The 23,724-nt window shown below is 64.6% G+C and carries 22 protein-coding genes; 6 read left to right on the top strand and 16 right to left on the bottom strand.

What is annotated here, in order from left to right; all coding sequences use genetic code 11:
* Positions 1-50: 50 nt before the first annotated feature.
* Positions 51-1,370: a serine/threonine-protein kinase gene (locus ACODSO_RS02420; protein WP_489034734.1), complete on the bottom strand. Its 1,320-nt coding sequence runs from the start codon at positions 1,368-1,370 to the stop codon at positions 51-53.
* A gap of 130 nt (positions 1,371-1,500) precedes the next feature.
* On the opposite strand from ACODSO_RS02420, the gene ACODSO_RS02415 reads away from it, so the two are divergent.
* Positions 1,501-2,742: an EAL domain-containing protein gene (locus tag ACODSO_RS02415; RefSeq protein ID WP_489034733.1), complete on the top strand. Its 1,242-nt coding sequence runs from the start codon at positions 1,501-1,503 to the stop codon at positions 2,740-2,742.
* 60 nt (positions 2,743-2,802) lie between these two features.
* On the opposite strand, the gene ACODSO_RS02410 is transcribed toward ACODSO_RS02415, so the two are convergent.
* Entirely contained in the window at positions 2,803-3,246 is a 444-nt protein-coding gene (locus ACODSO_RS02410) for an Hsp20/alpha crystallin family protein (RefSeq protein ID WP_068372285.1), read from the bottom strand.
* Positions 3,247-3,501: 255 nt separating this feature from the next.
* Between ACODSO_RS02410 and ACODSO_RS02405 the strand changes: the two genes are divergently transcribed.
* Positions 3,502-3,942: an SRPBCC family protein gene (locus ACODSO_RS02405; RefSeq protein WP_489034731.1), complete on the top strand. Its 441-nt coding sequence runs from the start codon at positions 3,502-3,504 to the stop codon at positions 3,940-3,942.
* A gap of 153 nt (positions 3,943-4,095) precedes the next feature.
* Positions 4,096-6,270, top strand: coding sequence for a catalase (locus ACODSO_RS02400; RefSeq protein ID WP_489034730.1), 2,175 nt, complete (start codon positions 4,096-4,098; stop codon positions 6,268-6,270).
* 43 nt (positions 6,271-6,313) lie between these two features.
* On the opposite strand, the gene ACODSO_RS02395 is transcribed toward ACODSO_RS02400, so the two are convergent.
* Together ACODSO_RS02395 and ACODSO_RS02390 are read right to left on the bottom strand one after the other, a co-directional pair.
* Positions 6,314-6,700 (bottom strand): ankyrin repeat domain-containing protein, encoded by a 387-nt coding sequence (locus ACODSO_RS02395; protein WP_489034728.1) that lies wholly within the window; start codon positions 6,698-6,700, stop codon positions 6,314-6,316.
* A complete protein-coding gene (locus ACODSO_RS02390) occupies positions 6,700-7,749 on the bottom strand; it encodes an NAD-dependent epimerase/dehydratase family protein (protein WP_489034727.1) in 1,050 nt (349 codons plus the stop codon). Before ACODSO_RS02390 ends, ACODSO_RS02395 begins: the two co-directional genes overlap by 1 nt.
* A 145-nt stretch (positions 7,750-7,894) precedes the next feature.
* Between ACODSO_RS02390 and ACODSO_RS02385 the strand changes: the two genes are divergently transcribed.
* Together ACODSO_RS02385 and ACODSO_RS02380 are read left to right on the top strand one after the other, a co-directional pair.
* A complete protein-coding gene (locus ACODSO_RS02385) occupies positions 7,895-8,947 on the top strand; it encodes a YihY/virulence factor BrkB family protein (RefSeq protein WP_489034725.1) in 1,053 nt (350 codons plus the stop codon).
* On the top strand, positions 8,944-9,855 hold the full coding sequence (locus tag ACODSO_RS02380) for an arginase family protein (protein WP_489034724.1): 912 nt from the start codon (positions 8,944-8,946) through the stop codon (positions 9,853-9,855). Before ACODSO_RS02385 ends, ACODSO_RS02380 begins: the two co-directional genes overlap by 4 nt.
* Before the next feature lie 9 nt (positions 9,856-9,864).
* Here ACODSO_RS02380 and ACODSO_RS02375 read toward each other — a convergent pair whose 3' ends face one another.
* The 4 genes from ACODSO_RS02375 to ACODSO_RS02360 form a co-directional block, all read right to left on the bottom strand.
* A complete protein-coding gene (locus ACODSO_RS02375; RefSeq protein ID WP_489034722.1) occupies positions 9,865-11,349 on the bottom strand; it encodes a protein adenylyltransferase SelO in 1,485 nt (494 codons plus the stop codon).
* A gap of 164 nt (positions 11,350-11,513) precedes the next feature.
* Positions 11,514-12,290, bottom strand: a complete 777-nt coding sequence (locus ACODSO_RS02370) for a phosphotransferase family protein (protein ID WP_489034720.1) — start codon at positions 12,288-12,290, stop codon at positions 11,514-11,516.
* Between the two features lie 11 nt (positions 12,291-12,301).
* On the bottom strand, positions 12,302-12,826 hold the full coding sequence (locus tag ACODSO_RS02365) for a P-loop nucleotide/nucleoside kinase family protein (protein ID WP_489034718.1): 525 nt from the start codon (positions 12,824-12,826) through the stop codon (positions 12,302-12,304).
* 223 nt (positions 12,827-13,049) lie between these two features.
* Complete coding sequence (locus ACODSO_RS02360; RefSeq protein ID WP_489034769.1) at positions 13,050-14,024, bottom strand: NAD-dependent epimerase/dehydratase family protein; 975 nt, start codon at positions 14,022-14,024, stop codon at positions 13,050-13,052.
* A gap of 589 nt (positions 14,025-14,613) precedes the next feature.
* Between ACODSO_RS02360 and ACODSO_RS02355 the strand changes: the two genes are divergently transcribed.
* Positions 14,614-15,867 (top strand): glycosyltransferase family 4 protein, encoded by a 1,254-nt coding sequence (locus tag ACODSO_RS02355; RefSeq protein WP_489034716.1) that lies wholly within the window; start codon positions 14,614-14,616, stop codon positions 15,865-15,867.
* 2 nt (positions 15,868-15,869) lie between these two features.
* On the opposite strand, the gene ACODSO_RS02350 is transcribed toward ACODSO_RS02355, so the two are convergent.
* From ACODSO_RS02350 to ACODSO_RS02315, 8 genes are all read right to left on the bottom strand, one after another.
* Positions 15,870-16,622, bottom strand: a complete 753-nt coding sequence (locus ACODSO_RS02350) for a tryptophan-rich sensory protein (RefSeq protein WP_489034715.1) — start codon at positions 16,620-16,622, stop codon at positions 15,870-15,872.
* 214 nt (positions 16,623-16,836) lie between these two features.
* Positions 16,837-17,892: a fused (3R)-hydroxyacyl-ACP dehydratase subunits HadA/HadB gene (locus tag ACODSO_RS02345; protein ID WP_489034713.1), complete on the bottom strand. Its 1,056-nt coding sequence runs from the start codon at positions 17,890-17,892 to the stop codon at positions 16,837-16,839.
* Between the two features lie 102 nt (positions 17,893-17,994).
* Positions 17,995-18,951 (bottom strand): Hsp70 family protein, encoded by a 957-nt coding sequence (locus tag ACODSO_RS02340; protein WP_489034712.1) that lies wholly within the window; start codon positions 18,949-18,951, stop codon positions 17,995-17,997.
* Between the two features lie 137 nt (positions 18,952-19,088).
* A complete protein-coding gene (locus ACODSO_RS02335; RefSeq protein ID WP_068372046.1) occupies positions 19,089-19,349 on the bottom strand; it encodes an ANTAR domain-containing protein in 261 nt (86 codons plus the stop codon).
* A gap of 321 nt (positions 19,350-19,670) precedes the next feature.
* A complete protein-coding gene (locus ACODSO_RS02330) occupies positions 19,671-20,288 on the bottom strand; it encodes a hypothetical protein (RefSeq protein WP_489034711.1) in 618 nt (205 codons plus the stop codon).
* A gap of 5 nt (positions 20,289-20,293) precedes the next feature.
* Entirely contained in the window at positions 20,294-20,569 is a 276-nt protein-coding gene (locus ACODSO_RS02325) for a hypothetical protein (protein ID WP_489034709.1), read from the bottom strand.
* A gap of 105 nt (positions 20,570-20,674) precedes the next feature.
* A complete protein-coding gene (locus ACODSO_RS02320; protein WP_489034707.1) occupies positions 20,675-22,123 on the bottom strand; it encodes a CYTH and CHAD domain-containing protein in 1,449 nt (482 codons plus the stop codon).
* A 66-nt stretch (positions 22,124-22,189) separates the two neighbouring features.
* On the bottom strand, positions 22,190-23,599 hold the full coding sequence (locus tag ACODSO_RS02315) for a DUF7159 family protein (protein WP_489034706.1): 1,410 nt from the start codon (positions 23,597-23,599) through the stop codon (positions 22,190-22,192).
* Positions 23,600-23,724: the final 125 nt, after the last annotated feature.

Genomic DNA, 23,724 nt, shown 5'->3' with positions numbered 1-23,724 from the left:
AACGGGGCCGCGCACCCCTAGACGGAGTCCCTCCGCAACTAGTACGCGCGTCAGTTGTTGCGGCCGTTGCCATTGCCGTTGTTGCCATTGCCATTGTTGCCATTGCCATTGCCGTTGCCGTTGCCGTTGCCGTTGCCGCTGCCACTGTTGCCGGGCGCGCCGTTGTTCGGGTTCGCGGTTTCCGCCGGCACTGACTCGGTTGGCACTGATTCGGTGGGCACTGGTTCCGTCGGCACGGGGAGGACGGGCGCCGGAACGAAAGCGGGGGCAAGCGACACCGACTCCGGCGCCGGCTCAGGCGTCGGCTCGACAGTGGCCTGTGCGGTTGTCTGCGACGGCAGAATCTCCGAGGTGGACGGCGCCGTCGGCTCGAGGAGTGGAGACTCGTCCGTCTCGAATGCCGACCACCCGAGAGCGAGGGCCAGCGCCAAGGCGGCCACGGCCACGATCGGCAGAACCCAAGCGCGAGTTGGTCGGCGACCGTCGTCGTGTTCGAACGGGACGGCCGCTGGGACCGCAGCCGGGACTACCATCACCGCGGTAGCCGTGGGCGATCGGGTGTCGACCATCCGCAGACGGAACGCAACATCGGCTGCCGACGGCCGGTCCTGCGGGCGTCGGGACGTCATGTCGGTCAGTAGCGAGGACCATTGACTGCCGAACTCGATCGGGACAGCTGGGTCGTGATGCAACCTGGCCACGGCCGCCGCGACCGCACTGCCCTCGAACACCATCCGACCGACCAGGCACTCGATGAGCACAAGACCCAGCGAGTAGACGTCGGACGGTGGGCCGGCAGTGACGCCGGTGGCTTGTTCGGGGCTGACGTAATGTGCTGTGCCGACGGTTGTTCCGTGTTCGGTCAGCCTTTCGGCATCGACGATACGGGCGATTCCGAAATCGGCGAGCTTGACGGTCGGCTCCTCGGGTGAGCCCGCGAGCAGAATGTTGGCCGGTTTGATATCGCGATGGACTACTCCACGAGCATGTATGTACGACAGCGCCTGGGCAAGGTCGTGACCTATGCGGGCCACCACTGCAGGCCGAAGCGCATGTCCGGACCGGAACGTTCCGAGCGTGTGGCCGTCGACGAATTCCATCACCAGGTATGGGACGTCGGATGCAGTTCCTGCGTCGAACAAGGTGACGAGCCCCGGGTGCGACAGCGCAGCGAGAGTCCGGGTCTCGGCGTCGATGCGCGGTGCGCTCAGCGGCTGACCGTGCCTGAAGATCTTCACTGCGACCGAACGACCGAGCACCTGGTCGTCGGCGCGATACACGTCGGCCATCCCGCCGCGTCCGAGCACCTCGCCGAGCCGATATCGGCCCGCGAACAGATCCGTACCGAGAGGAGGCTCCCCGCCTGCCATCGTGAACTCCCGTTCGTTGCCTGACGCGTAGTCGGCACTCTATCGCCCGGCGCTGTTCCTGTCCTCGACGGCTTGGCATGATGATGCGAGCTGGGGGGCTGCTCGAATCCGATTCGAAGGAAGGCGCAACGTGAGCCAGCCACTGCCGCGGTCGACGGTGACGCCGCTCACGGTGGGGATCGAGCCGGTCTATCAGCCTGTTGTCGCGCTCGACAGCCGAGCCGTCATGGGCTACGAAGCGCTGACCCGGCCGTGTGCGGACAGTCCGTGGACCAGCCCGATCGAATTGCTCGAGGCCGCCCACGTGATGAACGCGACGGTTGCCTTCGATTGGCGGTGCAGACTGGCAGCTCTGCGCGGGGCACTCGACGCCCACATGCCTCCCGACATGGTCTTGTTCGTCAACGCGGAACCGGTCGCACTCGACGCCCCGCCTCCGGCCGACTCAGCGGGCCTGCTCCGCGCGGCCGGCGCATTGTCGATCACGGTCGAGATCACCGAGCGCCACTTGATGCGCAACCCGGCGGGCCTGCTGCGAGCCGTCGAGCACGCTCGTCACCTGGGGTGGCGCGTCGCGATCGACGATGTCGGTGCCGACTCGTCCAGCCTGGCGTTGCTGCCTCTCATCCGGCCGGACGTCATCAAGCTCGATATGAGAATGGTCCAGGGCAGATCGACGTCCGAGACTGCGGTGATCGTCTCTGCAATCGCCGCGGAATCCGATCGGACGGGCGCGCGCGTTCTCGCCGAAGGAATCGAGACCGAAGAGCACGAGCGCACAGCGCTGGACATGGGTGCGACCGCGGGACAGGGCTGGCTGTACGGCGCCCCTGGTCCGTTGCCCAATTTCACGCAGATATTGACTCCTCATCGCCCTGCGCACCCGGAACCGGCCGTGACGGTCCGCGTACCGACGGCAGTGACACCGTACGGAGTAATCAGCGCGCTCGGAGCGCCACGACGTAGCGGTCGGTCGCTGTACGACGAGATGGAAATGGGGCTGCTGCGCACTGCCGCCGCGATGGGGCCGTCAGCGATCGTCATTGCTACCCGGGGGCCTGATCACGGCGCCCGACACTCGTTCGATGCCATCCTCGACGAGTTGGCCGGTCGGACGGCGTTGACCGCGGTGTTCGAGCCCTGCCCGGCCAGAGAAGCTGCGCGCTATCGCGCCGTCACCGTCGACGCATCCGATCCACTGGCCCTGGAACGATCGATCATCGTCGTCGCCCCATTCCAGACGGCGGCGTTGGTCGGCTTGGAGCGGGGCACGAGCGATGACGGGCGGCACTCGTACAGCTACCGGCTGACATACGACCGAAACGTCGTGCTCGACGCAGCTACCGTCCTGCTACATCGGTTGAGTGTGTAACGCCTGTACGTACGCCGAGACGAGGCCGGGGACGATGCGGCGGTCCCCGGCCTTTAACGCCTACGACGCTTCGATGGTCCGTCTGGACTCGGAGTTCTCGGACCGCGCGATTTCGATCCTGCGCGGCTTCGCCCGCTCGGCGAGCGGAATGGTCACGGAGAGCACACCGTTGTCGTACGAGGCGGAAATTCTTTCGGTGTCGATCCCCTCCCCGAGTGAGAGCTGACGACGGTACGTCCCGGCGAACCGCTCGGAGGAAATCCACTGCACGCCTTCACTACCCGGTGCAGTTCGGTGCGCTGTCAGCGTCAGGGTGCCACGGTCGACGTCGACATCGATCGATCCAGGGTCCACGCCGGGCAGGTCGGCGCTCAGAACATAGTGGTCATCGACCTTGTACAGGTCCATCGGCATGAAACGCGGGGCACGGTCCGAACCTGACGACGCACCGAGCATCCCTGCAGTAAGGGAATCGAGGTCACGAAACGGATCGAAGCGAAGCACAGCAACCACCTCCTGTACTGACGTTGCACCCGCCCCTGTAGCGGGCTGCTACTTCACTGTGCGATGAAGAAATTAGCACTCTCACCGGTCGACTGCCAAGTGGTTTCCTCGAGAATTTTCGAGCGAATAGTGCTGCCCGACAGTAGGTCCGAATCCAACCCTGGAACCAGCAGTTTGGATTCCTGCAGGACGGGCACCCGGCAAGCGGCGGGCGTCGCACTCTGCGACATTGATCCCGGCAGAAGGGGCGAGAACATGGCAACAGTTCGAGAGACCACGGCAAGTTGCGAAGAGGTATGGAGCGTGCTGTCCGACGGCTGGAACTATGCGACGTGGGTGGTCGGCGCGTCCCGCATCCGGGCGGTCGATCCGGCCTGGCCGTCCGAAGGATCCAAGATTCACCACTCCGTCGGCGTATGGCCTGCAGTGTTGAGCGACTACACGAGGTCGTTGGGCGGTCACGACGGTCGCGAGCTCGAGCTGGAAGCCAGGGCGATGCCCTTCGGCAAAGCACATATCACCCTGCGGCTGACTCCGCTCGCCACGGGATGCCGAATCGAAATGATCGAGGATGCGTTGACGCCGCCGTTCAACCTGATCCCCGACTCGGTCCAGCACGTACTCGTCCATCCACGAAACACCGAAGCCCTGCGTCGGCTCGCATTGCTCGCCGAGAGAAGTGTCAGCCCGGGCTGATCGACACGATTGGAACACCTCGGATCGGGTACAACGTCGAGGCGTGGTTGAGCAGTAGCCGCAGTCGGAAGTCACGACCAGATGTTCTTACGGTCGATCGATCGATTCCGTCCCCGAGCGCCCGCGAACCCTCCCAAACGAAAGTTGGCGTCCATGCCTCCGCTACCTCGACCAGACCAATCTGCGCCCGCACCCGTCGGCCCCACCGGGTCGCACGACAGCCGCGCGCAGTCCGGAGACTTCCTCACCACGGCCCAGGGTCTGCGCCTTCCCGACACCGATCATTCGCTCAAAGCCGGTGATCGCGGGCCCACATTGCTCGAGGATTTCCATCTTCGCGAGAAGATCACCCACTTCGACCACGAGCGGATTCCGGAGCGCGTCGTACACGCCCGCGGCGCCGCAGCGCACGGAACTTTCGAGTCCTACGGCTCGGCAAAGACGGTCACCAAGGCTGGTTTCCTTGCCGACCGAGGCCGCAAAACGCCTGTTTTCGTGCGTTTCTCGACGGTTCTCGGCTCTCGTGGATCTGCGGACACGGTGCGCGACACCCGCGGCTTCGCCGTCAAGTTCTACACCGATGAAGGCACGTTCGACCTCGTCGGGAACAACATCCCCGTCTTCTTCATCCAAGACGGAATCAAGTTCCCGGACGTCATTCACGCGGGAAAGCCACAGCCGGACATCGAACTCCCGCAGGCACAATCGGCACACGACTCGTTCTGGGACTTCGTCTCTCTCCACACCGAGGCAACCCACCACGTCATGTGGAACATGAGCGATCGTGGGATTCCGCGGTCGTATCGAACGATGGAAGGCTTCGGCGTCCACACCTTCCGGCTCGTCGACGCCGACGGCAAGACCTCGCTCGTCAAGTTCCATTGGAAGCCTGTCGCCGGCGTGCACTCGCTGGTATGGGAAGAAGCCCAGATCGCTGCCGGCGTCGACCCGGACTTCCACCGTCGTGACATGGCCGACGGCATCAAGGCCGGCGCCCCGCTCGAGTACGAGTTCGGCATCCAGGTCATGCCCGACGACGGCACCGACACCTTCGAAGGGATCGATCTGCTGGATCCGACGAAACTCGTTCCGGAAGAACTGGTTCCGGTGCAGCCGATCGGCAAGCTCACCCTCGACCGAAATCCCACGAACTACTTCGCCGAAACCGAGCAGGTCGCGTTCCACACCGGACATCTCGTCCCCGGCATCGAGGTCACCAACGATCCACTGATGCAGGCACGGCTGTTCTCGTACCTGGACACACAGATCACCCGCTTGGGGGGACCGAACTTCTCGCAGCTTCCCATCAATCGGCCCCACGCACCGGTCAACGACATGCTGCGAGACGGTATGCACCAGACCGCAGTGCACACCGGACTTGCCCCGTACCTGAGCAACACAGTCGACGGCGGTGAACCAGAAGTAGCAGGGGCCAGCGATCACGGCTACGTGCAGACCGAACGCATCATCGAGGGTAGGGCAGTGCGGGCGAACCCAGCGTCCTTCGACGACCACTTCACCCAGTCGACGATGTTCTACCGCAGCCTCACCGCGATCGAGCAGGACCACGTGGTCGAAGCCTTCACCTTCGAACTGGGCAAGGTATACGAGCAGTCCATCAAGGAACGCGAACTCGCCGTCCTCGCCAACGTCGATACCGACCTGTGCGCGCGCGTCGCCGCCGGACTCGGGCTCCCCGCACCGACCGGAACGCCGCTGGACGACGTGTTCATCTCGCCCGCGCTGTCACAGGTCATCGACACACCCGGGCCCATCGCCGGCCGAAAGATCGGTGTCATCGCCGACTCGGGATCCGACCTGTCGGGCATCGGCAAGCTCCGCACGGCCGCCGCGCGGCGCGGGGCGACGGTACACGTCATCGCCGCGGCCGGTGGCGTGCTCGGCAAGGGCGTCAGGACCCAGGTCGTCGAGCGCACGTTCTTGACGGTCCGATCGATCGAATTCGACGCATTCGTCGTCGCAGGCGGAACAACGCCGTCGACCGACATCAAGTTGATGCTGTTGCTGCAGGAAGCATTTCGTCACTGCAAAGCGATCGCAGCATGGGGTGACGGAACAGCGATCCTCGAACGAGCGGGCATCGGGACGACGGATCCCGGCGTCGTCGTCGGCGATACAGCTGTGAAGGCATTCAACGACGCGGTGCTCTCCGCAGTCGGCCTGCACCGGGCGTGGGATCGCGCTGCAGCGGTGATGGCATCGGAGGTCGCGCCTGCGAAGTCGAAGCCGGCTGTCGGGGCCAAGGCTTCCGTCAAGGCTGCAGTCAAGACGAAGCCTGCGGTCAGGGCGAAGCGGACCCGAAAGTAGGACATGGCGCACCCGGTGAGTGGGCAGTTGCCGTCGAACGCAACTACTCACTCGCCGGGCTGAGCAGCGCGGCCATCTCGGGCAGATCGAAGAACTGCGCAATCGCGTTCGCCGACCGGGCTCCCGCTGCCGGGTCCGCCCCAGCGTCGAGCAGGGCACCGACGATCGACTCGGATCGTCGAAACACAGCCGCTGCCAATGCTGTCTGGCCGTTGTCGTTGACCCGGTCGACCTCGGCATCCAGTTCGAGCAGCACCGACACCGTGTCGAGCTGGACGTGATAGGCCGCCAGTATCAACAGAGTGTCGCCCTTGTCGTTGGTCAGCTCGACCGACCCACCCGCATCGACGAACGCCCGCAGCCACAGGGCATCTCCGCTTCGTGCACTGTCGAACGCGCGGTGAAACACAGCCAGAAGTTCGTCGTCCATCACGAGGGCCTCCCACGCGAGACGAAGCCCCGCCGGCCGAACGAACGCACTCGGTCCGCGGTCGTTCTCTTGCGCATCGGCGGGCTTGCGGCGTGCGCGCGTTCCCGCATGCCGCGCACCGTTTCTCGCAGCACTTCGGGTCCGTCGACGGTCGGCGTCCACCCGAGTTCGCGTTGCGCTCGGGCGGTGTCGAGCAACGGCGTCGCGAACGCAAGATCGACCCAACCGTGGTGGACAGGTAGCATGTGCGCCGCGAATCCTGCTCGTACAGCAGCGGACAGAATTCGATGTGACGTGGGAACGATTCGCGCGCCCAAAGCATCTGCGACATCCTCGGCACGTACCGGAGTCGGCGCGGCCAGATTGAACGGCCCACTCGCGCGTCTGTCCAGTATTCGGACCACCGCGTCGGCGACGTCGCCGGAGTGCACGGCCGGGACCGTGAACGTGCGGTCGATCGGCACGACGGGAAGGTGGTCCACAACCGAGGAAGGAACGATGTCGGGAAGCGCGTATCTCAATATGGCACTGCCGAACTCGTACTGACCGATCAGCCCGGGACGTAGTCGGGCCACCGTTACTTCCGGGTGTGCGCTCCCGAATTCGTCCAGCACGAGCTCGGCCGCCGCTTTGTCCATGCTGTACGTCGACGTCGGTACTCCCGATCGTGGCCAGTACTCGTCGACCTCGACGCCGTAGGCGCCTGCGGCGTAGATGCCGCCCGAGGACAGGTGGATCAGCTGCGTCACGCCCGCTGTTGCACATGCACGCGTCACCCTGGCCGTGCCGCCGACGTTCACCCGTTCGAGATAGTCGCGGTCGCGCATCGGCTGAAACGCGACGGCCAGATGTACGACGGCGTCGACCGTCGAAAATACCTCTGCCAACGTGGTTTCCGAGTCATCTGAAGCCAAGTCCACCGACACCCAGCTCGCCCGGTCGTACGGTCCGACGAGCGCAGGTGGGCGGCGCACGAGACCGACCACATCCGTCTCGGCGCCGACCTTGCGCAACAGTGCGGTGCCCACATTTCCGGTCGCACCCGTCACCGCTATCCGCACGGTCTCACCTGGTTCTCACGCACTTCGACGCCTTCGTGGTTCATCCTGTTCGGATCCCCGCTGCCCGATTGTCCAAACCCGTGTTGTCCATACTTCCGTGTTTCCGGTCTTACTGTCCGGGTATGAAGCCCAAGTGAAAGAAGATTCGACGTCATCCGCACCAGTCGACGCCGATCCCGACGACCCGCGCAAGCCCGACTCGCCGACCGACCTGACCACACCATCGTGGTTGTTCGTGTTGAAGAAGACCGTGCGCGAGTTTTCGCGTGATCAGTGCACCGACTTGGCTGCCGCACTGACCTATTACGCAGTGCTGTCGCTGTTTCCGGCGATACTGGCCATCGTCTCGCTGCTCGGAGTCTTCGGGCAGGGGCAGGCGACGGTCGATGGGGTGTTGCAGATAGTCGGAGACCTCGGTCCGTCGTCGGCCGTGGACACGTTGCGTGGGCCGATCGAACAGTTGGTCCAGGCACCCACCGCAGGACTTGCATTGATCATCGGTGTCGCGGGTGCACTGTGGTCCGCCTCTGGGTATGTCGGGGCGTTCGGCCGGGCGATGAACCGAATGTACGAGGTCGACGAGGGCCGGCCTGTGTGGAAGCTGCGGCCGGTGATGCTTCTGGTGACATTGATCGCGTTGATACTCATCGCCTGCGCTGCCGTGATGCTCGCGATCAGCGGACCCGTCGCAGCTGCCGTCGGTGACATCGTCGGGCTCGGTGACACGGCGCTGACGGTGTGGAACTTTGCACGGTGGCCGCTCGTGCTCGCAGTAGTGGTCCTCGCCGTGGCGATTCTGTACTACGCCACACCGAACATTCAACAGCCGAAGTTCAGGTGGATCAGCTACGGCGCTGCAGTCGGCATCGTCGTATGGATTCTGGCGACCGCCGGATTCGGGTTCTACGTTGCAAACTTCTCCAGCTACAACAAGACCTACGGATCGCTCGCGGGCGCAATCATTTTCCTGCTGTGGCTGTGGATCACCAACCTGGCGCTGCTGTTCGGTGCGGAGTTGGACTCCGAACTCGAACGGGGACGCCAGCTACAAGCCGGGATCGTCGCCGAGGAGCGGTTGCAACTTCCGCCCCGCGACACCCGGGTGTCGGACAAGAACGACAAGAAGGATGCGGACGTCGTCGAGCAGGGGCGTCGGCTGCGTGAATCGCAAGCACCCGAGCGATGACACCCCTGAGTGTGATCGGCGTTCCGAGCAGCGCGGGAAGCTACGCCGCAGGACAGGATCAGGCACCCCGGGCTCTCCGTGACGCCGGTATGTTGACGGCGCTCACCGAGGTGGGCATCGACGTGCACGATCTCGGTGATCTGCCGCAACAGATCTGGACCCCCGACCCCGCACAGCCGCGGGCGCAGAATGCAGCTCAGGTGATCGAGTCCGTCGTGCATCTGGCCGACACAGCCACGACCACGCTGGGGGACGGACGTCGTCTTCTCGTGCTGGGAGGCAACTGCACGATCGCAACCGGCGCAGTGTCGGCGCTGAGGCGACACACCTCTGGTCCGTCCGGCCTGGTCTACGTGGACCGACACTTCGACATGAACACCCCCGAGTCGACGGACGAGGGAGCACTCGACTGGATGGGATTGGCGCACGCACTGAACCTGCCGGGCGCGCTTCCCGCGTACGTCGATGCGCTCGGACACGCGCCGCTGCTCGACGCACGGCACCTGAGCTTCCTCGGCGTCGATCCCACGCAGTCCACGGAATTCGAGCGGGAGCATCTCGCGCGTCTCGGCATCTCCGTCACGACGCAGCTCGAACTCGTCGACGACCCTTTCACCGCCGCCGACGCCGCGCTCCGTGCACTACCCGACGAGGTGTTCGCCGTTCACCTGGACGTCGATGTCCTCGACTTCACCGACGCTCCACTGTCGGAGAACACCAGTGGACGAAACGTCGGTCCCACGCTCGATCAACTCGCCGATTCGCTGGCTGTGCTGATCGCCGACCCTCGATGGCGAGTCCTGACGATCGGCGAGATCAATCCGACCCGATCCGCCGGAGTACCCGAGTTGCTCCCGCGGTTCGCCCGCACCATCGCCGATGTGTTGAGTGCGCATCCCGCCCTCTGAGCTGGGCCGTCACGTCCCACAGAATGTCTGGAACCCAGCACTGAATTCGTCCGGTGCGGCACCGGCGTAATCCGACCACGCGTCACGGCGTTCGAAGGGGTGGGTCACGACGTCCAAGAGCGCCTCGAACGGGCCCAGATCGCCGTCGGTCGCAGCACGAAGCGCAGCGTCGACACGGTGGTTGCGCGGTATGTACACCGGATTGACCCGGTCCATGGCGTCGGCGACGGTCGAGATGTCCTGGCCGGCGAGCTCTACGCGCCAGCGCTCGAGCCATGGCCCGATGTGCTCGCGGGCAACCACCGCATCCAGCGGGATCGGATTGCCTCGAAGTTCGTCGGCAAGTGCGCGGAAGGTGGCGGTCCAGTCGGCTCGGTTGTCCTCCATGATCGTCAGCAGATCGTCGACCAGTGTGCCGGTATCGACTCCGACACCGAGCTTGGCGGCCATCCCGGCCGCGAAGTGGGCGTCGTAACGCGTGGAAAAGGACTCCAGAACCGCCGTCACCGACGAGATGGCGTCGTCCGGGGTGGTGGCCACCAGTCCGAGAAGAGTTTCGCCGAACCGAGCCAGGTTCCACGTCAGCACCGCAGGCTGATTGCCGAAAGCATAACGGCCGCGCTGGTCGATCGAACTGAACACCGCGGCGGGGTCGTACGCGTCGAGGAACGCGCACGGCCCGTAATCGATGGTCTCACCGGAAATGGTGGTGTTGTCGGTGTTCATGACGCCGTGCACGAAGCCCACCAGCATCCACTGCGCCACCAGCGACGCCTGCACTTCGACTACCGCTTCGAAGAACGCGAGGTAGCGGTCGGGCCGATCGGCGAGCTCGGGGTAGTGACGCGCGATCGCGTAATCCGCGAGTGGACCCAGTGCGCCCTCTCGGCGAACCGCGAACTCGAATGTGCCGACGCGAATGTGGCTGGAGGCGACTCGGGCAAGCACAGCCCCGGGCTCGACACCGTCGCGCAGCACGCCGCGTCCAGTCGCGACCACCGACAGCGAGCGCGTCGTGGGGATACCGAGAGCGAACATTGCCTCACTGATCAGGTACTCCCGGAGCATCGGACCGACCACCGCGAAACCGTCGCCGCCACGCGAGAACGGTGTCCGCCCTGAACCTTTCAGATGCAGGTCCACGCGACGGCCCTCGCTGTCGTGCAGTTCCCCGAGTAGCAGAGCCCGACCGTCACCGAGGAGCGGTGCATACCCACCGAACTGGTGTCCGGCGTACGCCATCGCAACCGGCGTGGAGCCTTCCGGTGCAGTCCCGCCGGACAAGATCCCCACTTCCTGGCGCAATGCGTCCACGTCCAGCCCGAGCAATTGCGCGAGTTGTTCGTTCACCACCAGCAGTGTCGGATCGGGCGTCTCGGCGCCCTGCCAGGGCACGGTGAGGTCGGCGAGCTCGTCGGCGTACGTGCTTTCCAATCCGGACAGGGGGTGGTTCTGCAAAACGGCCATACCCGAGGGTAGCTGCGTACATGACATCGACGCCGCCCTGTGACGATCGAGGCGTCGGGTCACTGGTTCTGGTGTGGCTGACGAAAGGATGTGCACATGCTGGTCGTCAACGGTGCACCCAGCCTGATCGTGTCCCTGGCCCATAACTACCGGCTCGGTACCGGTGCGGGCCCGGACGTGTCGTCTCTCCGCTAGCCCCGATTCGCCTGTCTCATCAGTACATCCACTTCGCAGCCTGGCGCGGTCGGATCGAAACCGTGTCCGACCAACCATCGGACACCCCTCAAGCTGCGCAAGGACCACCATGCGCGGATGACCTCGCGGTCGACGTCTGTGCCATAACCGGCGACGACGTCTCCAAGGCGTTCTGGGTGCCCAAGTGTCACAGTTGCGAGGTCATAGAGAGAATCGCCCGGTACCGCCTCGGACCAGTCAAGGATGCCGGTGATCTCGTCACCGGAGACGAACACATGCGAAGCTTGAAGGTCACCGTGAGTGAACACCGGCGTCCACTGTCTCAGTGCACCTTCGGCAATGCGGCGGTTGTAGTCGACAACGCCGGTTGGGACTATCCTGCGCCTGTTCAGCCACGCACATTCGCGGTCCAGTTCGCAGAGAAGCTCATCGAGGCTGCGGCCAGGCCATGGCGGCAACGGCGCATCGTGCAGCTTCCGTATCGCATGTCCGGCAGCAGCCCACGCCGCCGACGAGGCTGTGGACGGTTCACCGAGACGGGCAAGCGCAGTACCCGGAAGTGCAAGAAGCGCAAGCACCGGCGGCGTGCGCCACAGGATCTTCGCAGTCGGGACGGGTGCCCGGCGCATAGCGTCGACCTCGATGTCGGTGTTCGACTGGTCGGCGTCGACCTTCAAGAACACCTCGCCGACACGTAGAGTCGCGCGCTCTTCGTGGGCGACGACTACCTCGACCGTTGTCACGTCGGCAATTATGGCTGCGATGACGTCCACTGTCGCTGAATTTACGTACCACCGAGTGCATCGACGATACGACGAGCTGCCTCGGACGAACCGATGCCGGACGTGTCGACTACCTCACCGGTGGTATGCAGCCACGTATCGGCGGCATCGACATACTTCTGCAGATGACTCAGTCGAAAAGACGAAGGCCCCATGACCTCGTCCTCCATGATCCGCCGACGCAAACTGGCCTCATCAGCGTGCAACACGAAGTGCTTCACGGGAATCCCATGTTCGGCAAGGCCCCCGCTGATCTCCTCCCAATACGCCTCGACCAGAACAGTCATCGGCATCACCAACACACCGCCCGTGTACTCGAGAACCCGACGAGCTGTATCGACCACCAGCGGCCGCCACGGTGGCCAATGCTGGAAATTGTCGGTCGTCGGCAAGCCGGGCTTGATGTCCATCAGTGTCTCCCCGACCTTTTCTGCGTCGAACACTCGCGAGTCGGGAATCAACTGCTGAACCAGCAAACTTGTGGTCGACTTACCGACACCGTGAGTCCCGTTCAACCAGATGATCACTGCTCAACAGTAGACACAGCGCAACGACTTCAACGTCCGTGGTGTTCTCGACATCGAGACAACCTGGCGATCGGGACCGGCAAAGGGTGTAAGGACCCGTGGATCGAGCCCACTCTTCACAACCGAGATGTTCGTTTACAACGCTGATCGACGTTGTAAACGAACATCTGGGTTGTAGGAAGAAACTGAAGCTGGTCGTGATCACCAACTACAGGGGTCTGCGTCACCGGGTGTACGGACCCGTCGGCCTGTCGTGATACCCCTTTGCCCCGATGAGCGACGTGAGCGGGCTGAACGGCGACTCCCCTCGTTCGAGCCGCGCAATGGCCGAGGCGAAGTCATGAACCGGCTGCCAACCGAGCTCCCGACGGGCAGCGGTGTTGAGATAGATCCGGTCCAGACTCGGGAACATCCGCCACCCCAGATCGTCGTAGATCTGTGCGTACCGAGGGAAGAGTCGCCGCACCACAGCGGGTGCGTCGACCCTCAGTTCGGCGCGATCCGATTCCCGGAACGGCGTTGTGGCACTGATGATGTACCGGCCGAATCCGATTCGCTGGGCAGACTCCAGCGCACGTTCGTGAGCATCGACGGCGTCGGCGATATCGACCCTCCGATATAGCAACTCGTTCGTCTTCAGATTCGTGTCCGGGTAGGCCTGTCGAACATCCGGTCTGTCGTCCGATTCCGGAAAGAACCGCGAGGTCCGCAGCACGACAACCGGGAGCCCGTGATCCTGCGCGAACAGCCGACACAGGTCCTCCGCTGCCGTCTTGGTCGCCCCGTATATGTTTCGCGGAACAGGGACGACGTCCTCGGTGATCCACGACGCGGGCGCACCGGCGGGTGGCGTCATCGCCCGGCCGAAGGTCGTCGTAGAGCTCGTGAACACGAACCGTCCGACGCCTGCCCTCACCGATTCCTCCAGGACAACCAGCGTTCCGGATACGTTGACATCGATGAAGTCTTGCTTCGAATGACTGTCCACGTGCGGTTTGTGCAACGTCGCGGAGTGCACGACCGCGTCGACGCCGCCCACCGCCTCACGGACCGCCGCGCGATCGGCAATCGACGCGACGTGCGTGGTCCACGGCGACGCCACGATGTCCAACCCGACCACGTGGTGGCCGCGCGACCCGAGCACGCGAACAAGCGCCTCGCCTAGATGGCCGGAACTGCCCGTCACAAGAATGCGCAGTGGAAGCGTCACACGGGACACGCTAGTGCGCACTCCCCCGCGCCTGCCACCGATTTTCTCCCCCGGTGGCGCAACATCGTGAACACCCCAACCAAGAGTGCCAACACAGCTGCCACTGCTGGAAACGATCAGCGCCCGACGGTAGTCGTCGATTCCTGGAGTGCTGTGGCCACCGGCCACAAGCACCATGGTGGCCAGTGAAATGCCCAATGCCGCAACGAATTGGAAGCCGGTGTAGACGATCCCGCCCGCAACGCCGTGCACCGACTCCTCGACACCTTCGACGGACGCGGACGTCAACGGACCGTAGATGAACGCGAAGGCCACACCGAGTAGCAAGAGCGAGGGCAGAAGGTCTGCAAACCCCGACGTTGCATCCAAGCACAGTGACAACAGAAATCCGACGGCGACGGCAACGAGACCTGTGATCATCACCGCGCGTCCGACGTCAGCTAGCGAGTGCAGAGCTCCCGCTCGTACCAGCGATCGGAATACGGAGCCCTCACTGGACCCCGACGTCACGCGTATCCCGAAGCCCGGGGTGAACGCTCGGTTACTCGCGAGGTCGCTGCGACCGACCCGAAGTATCGTGCACGGTCGATACGACGCCGATGCCTTCGTCTCCGCCATCGACGAGTCGATCTCGGATGTCTATGTGGCAGAGCACAGTTACATGGCCGAGCCGTTCATACGCTCGGCGAAATACGGTTCGCCGTTCGTCATCAACACCGTGAACACCGAATCCCAGGTGTGGAAGGTGACACGTGGATTCGCCGGACGCATCGAGGCGCCGCGTATCCTGCGTGACGAGATCCGCGTCGCGCGCGCAGCAGATGCCGTCGGAACCTACGATGCCGAAGAAGCAGAGATGTACCACGCCAACGGGGTACGCGACGCCCGCTGGATCGACCTCACTCTGGAACCAGCTCCGCGACTCGACTCGAGCGAGACCGAGAAACGTCTGGTGTTCATGGGCACTCGCGGGTGGCCGCCGAACCAGGAAGCGTTCAAGATTGCGCTGCAGTACTGGCCGGCAATCTCGGCTGGAATCGAGAGCGCCGAGCTCTGCATCATCGGCGCGAAAGCCGACGGCGCAACGGATCCCGACTACCCCGAGGGTGTGCGCGATCTCGGATTCGTCGACGACCTGCAGGAGTTACTCGGCACCTGTCGCGCCCTCATCGCGCCGGTCGCCACCGGAGGTGGAGTACGCGTCAAGATTCTCGACGCTGCAAGCAAGGGTCTACCGGTCGTCGGAAGCTCCGCTGCAGTGGGATCTCTCGGCTCGATCTTCGAGCTACCCACATTCGACGACCCGGAGCAGTTCGTCGCGGAATGCCGTCGGTATCTCCTCGACCGCAACACTGCTGTCAAAGCAGGTGAACGGTTGCACGACCTGAACGCCGAACGGTGGGACGAACGCGCCCCCGTCACGTTTCTGCAGCAGATGTACGCGGCAGGTGCCGCTGGGTTGATGGACGCAGTCGCGTTGCACCCGTACACATTCCCCTTCACCGTGGAGAACGACCCGAACGGTCAGTGGGCACAGGTCGATCAGGCGTACGGCACCATGGCCGCCAACGGCGACGGCAGCAAGAAGATCTGGATCACCGAACTCGGTGCACCGACCGGCAACGGACCGATGGCGGTTTCCGAGGACGCGCAGGCCGCCATCATCGGAAGCAGCGTGGCTCAGGCGTCGAAACTGCCGTATGTCGGGCCGGTCTTCGTGCACTCGTTGCGCGACTCGGGCACCGACGCGTCCGACTCCGAACAGAACTACGGACTCTTACGCGCCGACTTCAGCCGAAAGCCGTCGTTCGCCGTCGTACAGGGTTCGTGAAGCTAGACGGATACCAGTTCACGGTCGCGCTGCGGACTTCGGATCACCGCGGTGTGAACACCGACAACCAGTGCGGCGGCAGTGGCCGTCCACCCGACTGTGGCACTGTCGAGATCACCTGCCAGGCGGCCCTGTGCGATCCACATCAGCCCCCAGCCGATGCCCAATGTCGGGGCGAGCGCGCCGCCAGAGTACGTCGCGAGACCGACACCGACACCCGCGGCAATCACCACCATCGCGACGGCCCAGAACGTCGCGCCACCGGTGACACCTACGGCGACGAGCCACGCGGTGACGTTGGCGATCGTCGCGACGCACACCCAACCCAGGTACAGGCCCATCGTCCCGTCTGTGACGATCGCGTCGAGCGTGTTCTCGGGAGGCGTCGCCTGGGTCAGCACGAAAACACGAACCAGGACTGCCAGCAGCGACGCGATGATCACGACGCTGAACCACAGAAGATCCGCCTGGATCGACAGAATCCACGCCGCGTTCAGGAGCATCGACAGGGCGATCGGTCCGCGAAGGGCAGTGTGCCGGGGACCGGCGAAGAACTGCCAGAGCGCGTAGGCGAGGAAACCCGCGTAGATGAGGGACCAGATCGAGAACGCAGGGCCGGACGGGGCAACGAGCGTCGACGTCGCACCGAGGGCACCGCCAGCAGCCTCAGCGATGGGCGTTCCCACCCAAGCGCCCGACCCGACGAACGAACCCGCCACCGCGACGACGGCACAGACTGCTATCCCGACCTTCATGCAGCGGGGAATGCCCCGAGTCGATCGTCCGCAAACCGATACGCTGTGCCGACGATCCGACGGCTTGTGATCGTGGTCGTCGCGGTCGCATACACCGGACCACTGCTTGAATGGACCACCCGCGCTATCTGATCGTATGGGTGAACCATTCAAGCGATGGGGCCGAGCGATGGGAACCCGTGCCCTGGGACCCGAGCGCTGGGACCCGAGCGCCCTACGCCAACGTGACTGTCGCGGTCGCCCGGTGACCGAAGATCCGCTTACCCTCGAACGTGGCGTTGAGAGCGACGACGGCCGTCCGCGACTCGGGGTCGAGCGACTTGATCTTGCCTTCGAACTTGATTTCGGCGGCGCGGTGGCCGTCGACGGGGATCGGCGCGGTGAACCGGACGGTGTAGTCCTTCACGGCACCGGGATCGCCGAGCCACTCGGTGATGTAGCCGCCACCGAGGCCCATGGTCAGCATCCCGTGCGCCAACACGTTGTCCAGGTCGATGAGCTTGGCGAACTGCTCGCTCCAGTGAATCGGGTTCGCGTCGCCGGCGACACCGGCGTAGTTTACGAGATCGCCACGGGTGAGCCGGAAGGTCTTGCTCGGCAGAGTATCGCCGACCGACACGCTGTCGAACGCCACCGTGGGCGAGGACGAGGTGTCCACGACGACGAGTGGTGGATGCTCGACCTGCTCGTCGTCCTCGTGCGCCGCTGCGTCCGCGCGGGCGGCCAGCGACGTTGCGCCCTGCATGACCAGATTCTCGGCTGCTTCGACGATGCCCTTGTCGACGTCGCCCTCGCGGCCGATGAGTAGCGTCGTATACGTCGTCTGGACCAGTTCGTTGCGCTGGTTGGACACGATATTCTTGGTGACCATCATGTCCTTGCCCATGACCTCCTTGTAGGAGTCGAGCGAGACGTCGCAGTACAGATGGTCACCGGCGACGATGGGCTGGTGGTACTGCAGGATCTGATCGGTCTGCAGCATCTGGCTGAGGTCGAATCCGACGGCGATCTTCTGCAGCAGACGCTTCTGCGCGAGTGTGCCCACCAACGACATGAACGTCAGGGGCGCGACGACGTTCGGGTAGCCGAGGGCTTTCGCGGCGTCGCCCTCCCAGTGCACTGGATTGAAGTCCTGCACGGCGCGGGCGTACTCACGCACCTTCTCTCTACCGACCTCGTAGTAGTCCGCGGCCCGATAGTGACGCCCGACCATCTCTCGCACGTGCTCTGCTGGGTCGAAGGTCTCGGTGGCGGTCACATTCTCACTCATTCGTGGCAACCTACCGGGCCGGGCGCCGACAGTACATGAGTGGGACCGGGCTTGTGTCACGTCATAGCAGCCCCAACCTGCCACCTGTTCCTCTACCCAGGGTCAGGCGGACCTGTGACGAGGCACCGAGTCGTAGGAAGTTCCGACGAAAACGGACTGGGCCGCCATCGTCTTGATGGCGACCAGTGGTCGCCTCGATCGGCCTCGTACCTCGTCGGAAGCGAGCAACGCTGCACCGTGCGCGGTGAGCGACTCGGGCATCGCTGGAACGAGAACGGGTAACCTCAGATCGCGACGGAACACCCGCCGCAGCAACGGCAGGTGGGCACATCCACCGACCATGACGAGGGCGTTCACCGCGTGGGGAGCGTCGACGATCACGCCGGCCGTCCAGTCTTCGACGTAGCGAACCGAGCGCTCGACGATATCGTCGAAAGAACTGCGCCACAACCGAACCGGGCCCCCGACGAAAGGGCCGGGGACTTCTGCGACACGCAGGCTCGACAGCTGTTCGCGGGCATCGCCGATTGCGACCATGAGACTGTCGAGCGCGGTACTCGTGATCAATTCGTCGGCGCCATAAGTGGACAGCAGGTAGTTCTTGATCGCCTCGTCGCACACGGCTGAACCGAACGCAGTGGTCCGCCTGGAGCAGAAGACGTGCCCGGTGGCGGGGTCGGCGATGGATACCGTCGTCCCGGAGGCACCCACGTCGCACACCGCGACGGTGCGGAGTCCGTCCAACTGCCCGGTTCCTCGAAGGAACCGCAACTGCGCACCCAACTCCGACACCACGCCGAATCGATCGGAACGATGAACCGAATACGCAGAGTTTCGCACTCGTGACGCCGGGTCGTCCGGCACTGCCAGAACGGCGTCCGCAGGCTCGACGTGCTGCGCGGCCGCCATGGACCCCAGCAGCTCGAGTGCCGCTGACACATGCTCGGACGGGAGGAACGAGCGCGCGACGCTGGCCGAACGGACAGAATCGTCGGCCGAATCGAGGGCAGTCGCGCGAGCCGTGGCAGAGCCGACGGACACTCCAAGCACCGTTCTCATGGCTTCCTCGACCTTTACCCGTACCGATCCGACTTCTGTGAATGATAGCGCCGAAATCGATCCGAGGGTAGGTCAAAGCCACATTTTACAGTCCTTTGGTTTGTTTGTGTCGCCCGCGACCAACTGTTCCTCGCTGCTCAGGCGACGTTGTCGACGCGCGCCACCGGACGCCGTTCGGCAAGCAGTCCGCCCCACTCACGTTCGGTGGCATCGACGGGTAGCGAATCGACTGCAATTTCTCGTGCGGCCGCAACAAGCGAGCGCGCTGAATGCAGCAAGCTGACATCGAACGTATAGCTATGCGAAACCAATTCTCCGAAAGCCTGTTCCGGGGAATATCCCCGTAAGGCGATGAGAACCCCGACCGCCCAATCGATACTTGTTCGAGAATCGTTCATCGAACCTACCTGCAATCCTTGAGAGATGTGAATGTGCGTCGGTAACAACAACTTCGAGAATGCGCCGTAAAGAACGATGCCGAGTTACGAACAACGCATACAACACACGCGCGGCTCGAGCCCGGCGGGTAGCCGAGGTCGTTCACCACCGAGGATCATGCGACCGATGGTAGCCCGGCATTCCGGCACCGGGCCACCGGAATTCGGTGACAATTCACTACTCCAGGAATAATTCACACGCGGTTCACACAACCGAATTGCTACGTAATCACGCCACCCGAGACGGGGCGGTGAGGTCGTGTCGGCAGGACCTCACCGGCTCTATCCCGTGGATTCCGCCGGCTCGGGCTCGGGCTCGGTCGTCGGCTCCGGCTCCGTCGTTGGCTCCGGCTCCGTCGTTGGCTCCGGCTCCGTCGTCGGCTCCGGCCGGTCCGGCCTCGTCGGCTTGTCGGGCTCCGTGGCGTCGCCGGCTTCGGTGGTCGACGGCGCTGGCGTCGCACTCGGCGTGGAGGTGATCTGCACGTCGGATTCCGGGTAGCTCTCGAACATCGGCTCGGGAGCAACCGGGGGCGCTAAGACGACGTCCACCGGAGCGACGTCGGGAACCGCATCCGGACGTGCTCGATCCTCGCTGGTGGTCGCAGACACGACGCCGACCGGGGCCGCACTGTCGGCCGTCTTCGGCGCGTCGGCCGTCGGATACACCATCTCCGACGTCGTGACGAGTTCGCCCGCAGGCGCAGGCTGCGACGTCATCGCCCACGCGGTGACGCCTCCTAGCGCCGCCAACACGCACGCACCGACCGCAGCGACCGGCCATATCCCGCGATGCTCGTCCTGGCGCACGTGCACAATCGCAACGACGGGTTCGAGGTGCCCGACCAGGAGCGCCGCAGCTACGTCGGGTTCGAACTCCTCGGACAGACGGTCGTCGAACATGTCGATCACCGGTGGCGGGTCGCGTTCCGCCTCGGCGAGCGCGCGGGCGACGATCTCACGTTGCGCCGCGCTCTCGCAGACAACTGCACCGTGAGCTGGTGCTGGAGCGCCTGCACCCTCATGAAGCCGAGGGCCGCAGACACCGCTCCGCCGATTCCTCCCGGTGCGGCGGCAATATCGACCGTGCGCGAGCAGATGGGACCAAGCTCGGGGAGGGAGATCTCCACGAGTGACGCAGTGGCCTCGTACGTACTCACGTGCACGCCAAGTGCAACACGCATGCCGCTCGCACTCCCCCCGGTTGCACGTGACCCCCGCCCGACATTCGGGCAGTAAGTCGGTTTCTCCGGCGATCAGAGTACTCGTCCGCTGGAAAATTCGTACTTTTACGAGTCGGCCGCCGTCATCGCGGCCCGTGCGGCCGCCGCCGCGTGAACCTCCTGGGCGTACAGCAACCCGAATGTGAAGCCGTTCTCGCCGGGGGTGACGCCCGCCTTCCTGCCCAACTGCAGCAGCGTCGCAGCTGCCACGACGGCATCCTGATGCTCGCCCAGGATCTCCTGGACGTTGGTGTAGCGCCCTATCCGTGCTTTCGCTTCCTTCTTACCGATGACGGGCTTGACCAGTTCCGCGGCGTACCGCGCCCGCTTGCCCGCCTTGCGCGCTCGGTGGAGTGCCCCTTCCTCCGCGCTCGACGTCGCTGCGGCCACTCGCTTGCTCGCCTTCTTGCCCGCCTTACGAGCCAATGCGTCGAGATCGTCGTCGTCGAGCTTCGACGCGCCAGGAGCGAGTGGAAGGCCGCGTGCCCATTCGGCGAGTTCGTGCAGCAACGCGCGGTATCGCTCCCCGTCGATTTCGGTGGCCACGGCTGCCCGGAACCTGAGCTGCTCGGCGAGGAGATCGTTCTCGATACGCGCGGCGACCGGCCCCAGAACCAGGTAGTCGGGTAGTTCACTCAACGAGTCGGCGAACCTTGCGCGCTGCACCTGACGATCTCGGACCTCGCCGAGTAGCCCTGCATACCAGGAGAGTTCAGCGTCCAACACGGATGCACGGCCTTCGTCGAACATGTCCCCGAACACCCTGAGCGTGCTTCGGTAACGCCGAATCGCCACCCTGGTCGGGTGGATCGGATCCATTCCACGCCGGAGATAGACGTCGCCGGCGAAGATTGCCTGCGTCTGCTCGTTCAGATAGTCCGCAACCACCCCGACCGTGCCCGTATGGACGGGCTCCGTCGAGGACCGCACAGCGCGGTGGAACTTCGACGGATGCGAACCTGGGCGTGCCCCTGCGGCCTTCAGCGTCTTGCCGACCCTCTCGAGCACCGACTCCGACCCCGCAGGGCCCAGTTCGACTTCCACCTCACGCCAGGTGTGCCCCTCGGCACCCGCCAGATCGACGGAGACGCTGTCGTCGGCGAGTTCGGCCACCACGTCACCGCCCTGATCCGCCAACACGTGCACCCGTCGCACCGAGGTCAACGTCGCAACCGGACCCAGTGGCTTTCCCAGCGACACACCGACGAGGAGGCCGGCGAGCTCGTCCGGAACGGACGCATCCTCGCCCGATCCGAGCGGAAGCCGAATTTCGGTGCGCGCCTTGTCCGCGGGTACCTTCGCATGCCAGCCGGTGTCGGCGTCACCTCGCCGGCGCCGCAGAGTGATCCCTCGCTGCAGAAGGTCGAGATCCTCGGTGTCGAAGTAGGTGCTCACCAGCTCCACCTCCGAAGTCTCGGCCGAGCCGCCCTTCGGGATCAGCTGTTCATCCGAAGGCAGGATGAAATCTGAGTCCACATCGAACTTGTCCTCGCGTTCGGTCTGTATCGAAACCATCCGCCAAGTCTGCCGGAAGAATATGAACGCGCGGCTGAAGACACCGATCTAGCCCAGAAATTTCGGTCACCCTGGGCGCGACGGGCTCCTGGTGCGTGTCGGCGAATTCGTCGCCGTGGCGGGCTTGCTCGTCGTTGTCGGCTTGCTTGTCGTAGGGATGGCTGTCGACGGCGGGTTGCTCGTCGACGGCTGGGAATCGGCGTCCTTGGTCCGCGTCGGCTTCGTACTGGTCGTCAGGTCCGGCGACGCGGTGGTGGTCGACTCGGTTCGTCGTCGATCAGCCCTGGCACTGTCGGTCGTCAGGCCGTCCTCCGACGTGCTCTGCGGTGTGCTGCTTGGTACGGACTCCGTCGACTCGGGTTCCTCGGACGTCGTGGTCCCGGGAAGAGATGAGGGCGACGGGGCGACCGCTGGTGCGGACGGGCTCACTTCGGCCGGTGAAGACGTGATGACGGGTGAGTAGACGATCCCTGGTGTCGGGTCGACGTCGTTGCTCGACGCTGCCGCAATCGACACCGCTACCCCTGCCGCCACCAGGGCGACCACAGCTCCGCCGAGGTACCGCGACCCTCGAATCCTGGTGAGTCGACGCGAGGAGGTATCACTGTGCCGCGGGCGCACAGCGTGGCCGGCCGTCCCTGCAGTGGTGGTGGCCGCAACGGTGGTGGCAGCAGCGGATCGGGCGAAGTCGCGCGCCATCCCAGCGGCCCCGCGTGCGGCGAGAAGTTCGGGATCGCGAGGGACGAACACCGGCACCGACAAGCCGTCGATCAGGGACTGCCGGACGATCTGCATGTTCGCGCCGCCGCCCACCGCGAACACTGCGTCGACGCGCGGGACGTCGCCGATCATCGCGGCGGCGAGCGTGACGGCGTCGTAGACGCTCTCGCGGACGAGCTCGTCCAGTTGAGATCGGTAGAGCACGACACCGCCCGAGGTGAACGGTCCGTGTACCTCGACGGCGGTGAGAGTCGACAACCGTTCCTTGGCCGCGCAGACCGCCTCGACGAGCAGATCGCGGACGCTCTCGTCCAGCACCCGCCCGAGGCCATAGTGGTCCAGCAGAAAGGTGGACAACGCGGCGTCGCATCCGTCGCCGGAGAGCACGGCGCTGCGCCGCGAGCTGTACACGTGACCCGATTCGCGGTCCACGATCGACACCGTCACCCCGCCCGCGCCGACATCGAACAGGGCAATGGTCTGCTCACCGGCCAGTTCGCCGGCCTCCTGCAGGGCTCCGATCTGCGCGCCCAGATCCGAGATGAGCGCCAGCCCATCGTAGTGTTCGACGCCGTACGCCTCCGTCGGGTTCTTGTCGCGCAGCGCCAGCACGGGCGTGGCGTCCGTACCGACGGTCTCACGGGCGAAGTGATGAACGGCCCATGTCACCGCCCCCCACGGGTCGGTGGAGGACTCGGGAATCTGAAGGTTCGACTCGCTGCTGTGCGGCGGACGCGTGGACAGGTCCGTGGACACTGTGTGGATTCCACTCACACCAAGCGATGCGCCGAGAACGGCTGACAAGAGAAACCTCGCTCCGGTAGGCCCCAACCCACATTCGGCAAGGGACTACTTTAGCGCTGAAACCAGATTCTTGTCGC

The sequence above is a fragment of the Rhodococcus sp. FG69 genome, from assembly GCF_057808915.1.
Note: the sequence above shows the minus strand (reverse complement) of the source record. Positions and strands in the feature narration are given on the sequence as shown.

Coding starts and splice junctions, on each gene's coding strand:
- ACODSO_RS02325 (WP_489034709.1), bottom strand. CDS start 20,569: ATGCGTGTTGCACTTGGCGTGCACGTGAGTACGTACGAGGCCACTGCG.
- ACODSO_RS02335 (WP_068372046.1), bottom strand. CDS start 19,349: ATGAACGATTCTCGAACAAGTATCGATTGGGCGGTCGGGGTTCTCATC.
- ACODSO_RS02375 (WP_489034722.1), bottom strand. CDS start 11,349: ATGTCATGTACGCAGCTACCCTCGGGTATGGCCGTTTTGCAGAACCAC.
- ACODSO_RS02345 (WP_489034713.1), bottom strand. CDS start 17,892: ATGAGTGAGAATGTGACCGCCACCGAGACCTTCGACCCAGCAGAGCAC.
- ACODSO_RS02320 (WP_489034707.1), bottom strand. CDS start 22,123: ATGGTTTCGATACAGACCGAACGCGAGGACAAGTTCGATGTGGACTCA.
- ACODSO_RS02395 (WP_489034728.1), bottom strand. CDS start 6,700: ATGGACGACGAACTTCTGGCTGTGTTTCACCGCGCGTTCGACAGTGCA.
- ACODSO_RS02350 (WP_489034715.1), bottom strand. CDS start 16,622: ATGAAGGTCGGGATAGCAGTCTGTGCCGTCGTCGCGGTGGCGGGTTCG.
- ACODSO_RS02340 (WP_489034712.1), bottom strand. CDS start 18,951: ATGAGAACGGTGCTTGGAGTGTCCGTCGGCTCTGCCACGGCTCGCGCG.
- ACODSO_RS02420 (WP_489034734.1), bottom strand. CDS start 1,370: ATGGCAGGCGGGGAGCCTCCTCTCGGTACGGATCTGTTCGCGGGCCGA.
- ACODSO_RS02330 (WP_489034711.1), bottom strand. CDS start 20,288: ATGTTCGACGACCGTCTGTCCGAGGAGTTCGAACCCGACGTAGCTGCG.
- ACODSO_RS02400 (WP_489034730.1), top strand. CDS start 4,096: ATGCCTCCGCTACCTCGACCAGACCAATCTGCGCCCGCACCCGTCGGC.
- ACODSO_RS02405 (WP_489034731.1), top strand. CDS start 3,502: ATGGCAACAGTTCGAGAGACCACGGCAAGTTGCGAAGAGGTATGGAGC.
- ACODSO_RS02380 (WP_489034724.1), top strand. CDS start 8,944: ATGACACCCCTGAGTGTGATCGGCGTTCCGAGCAGCGCGGGAAGCTAC.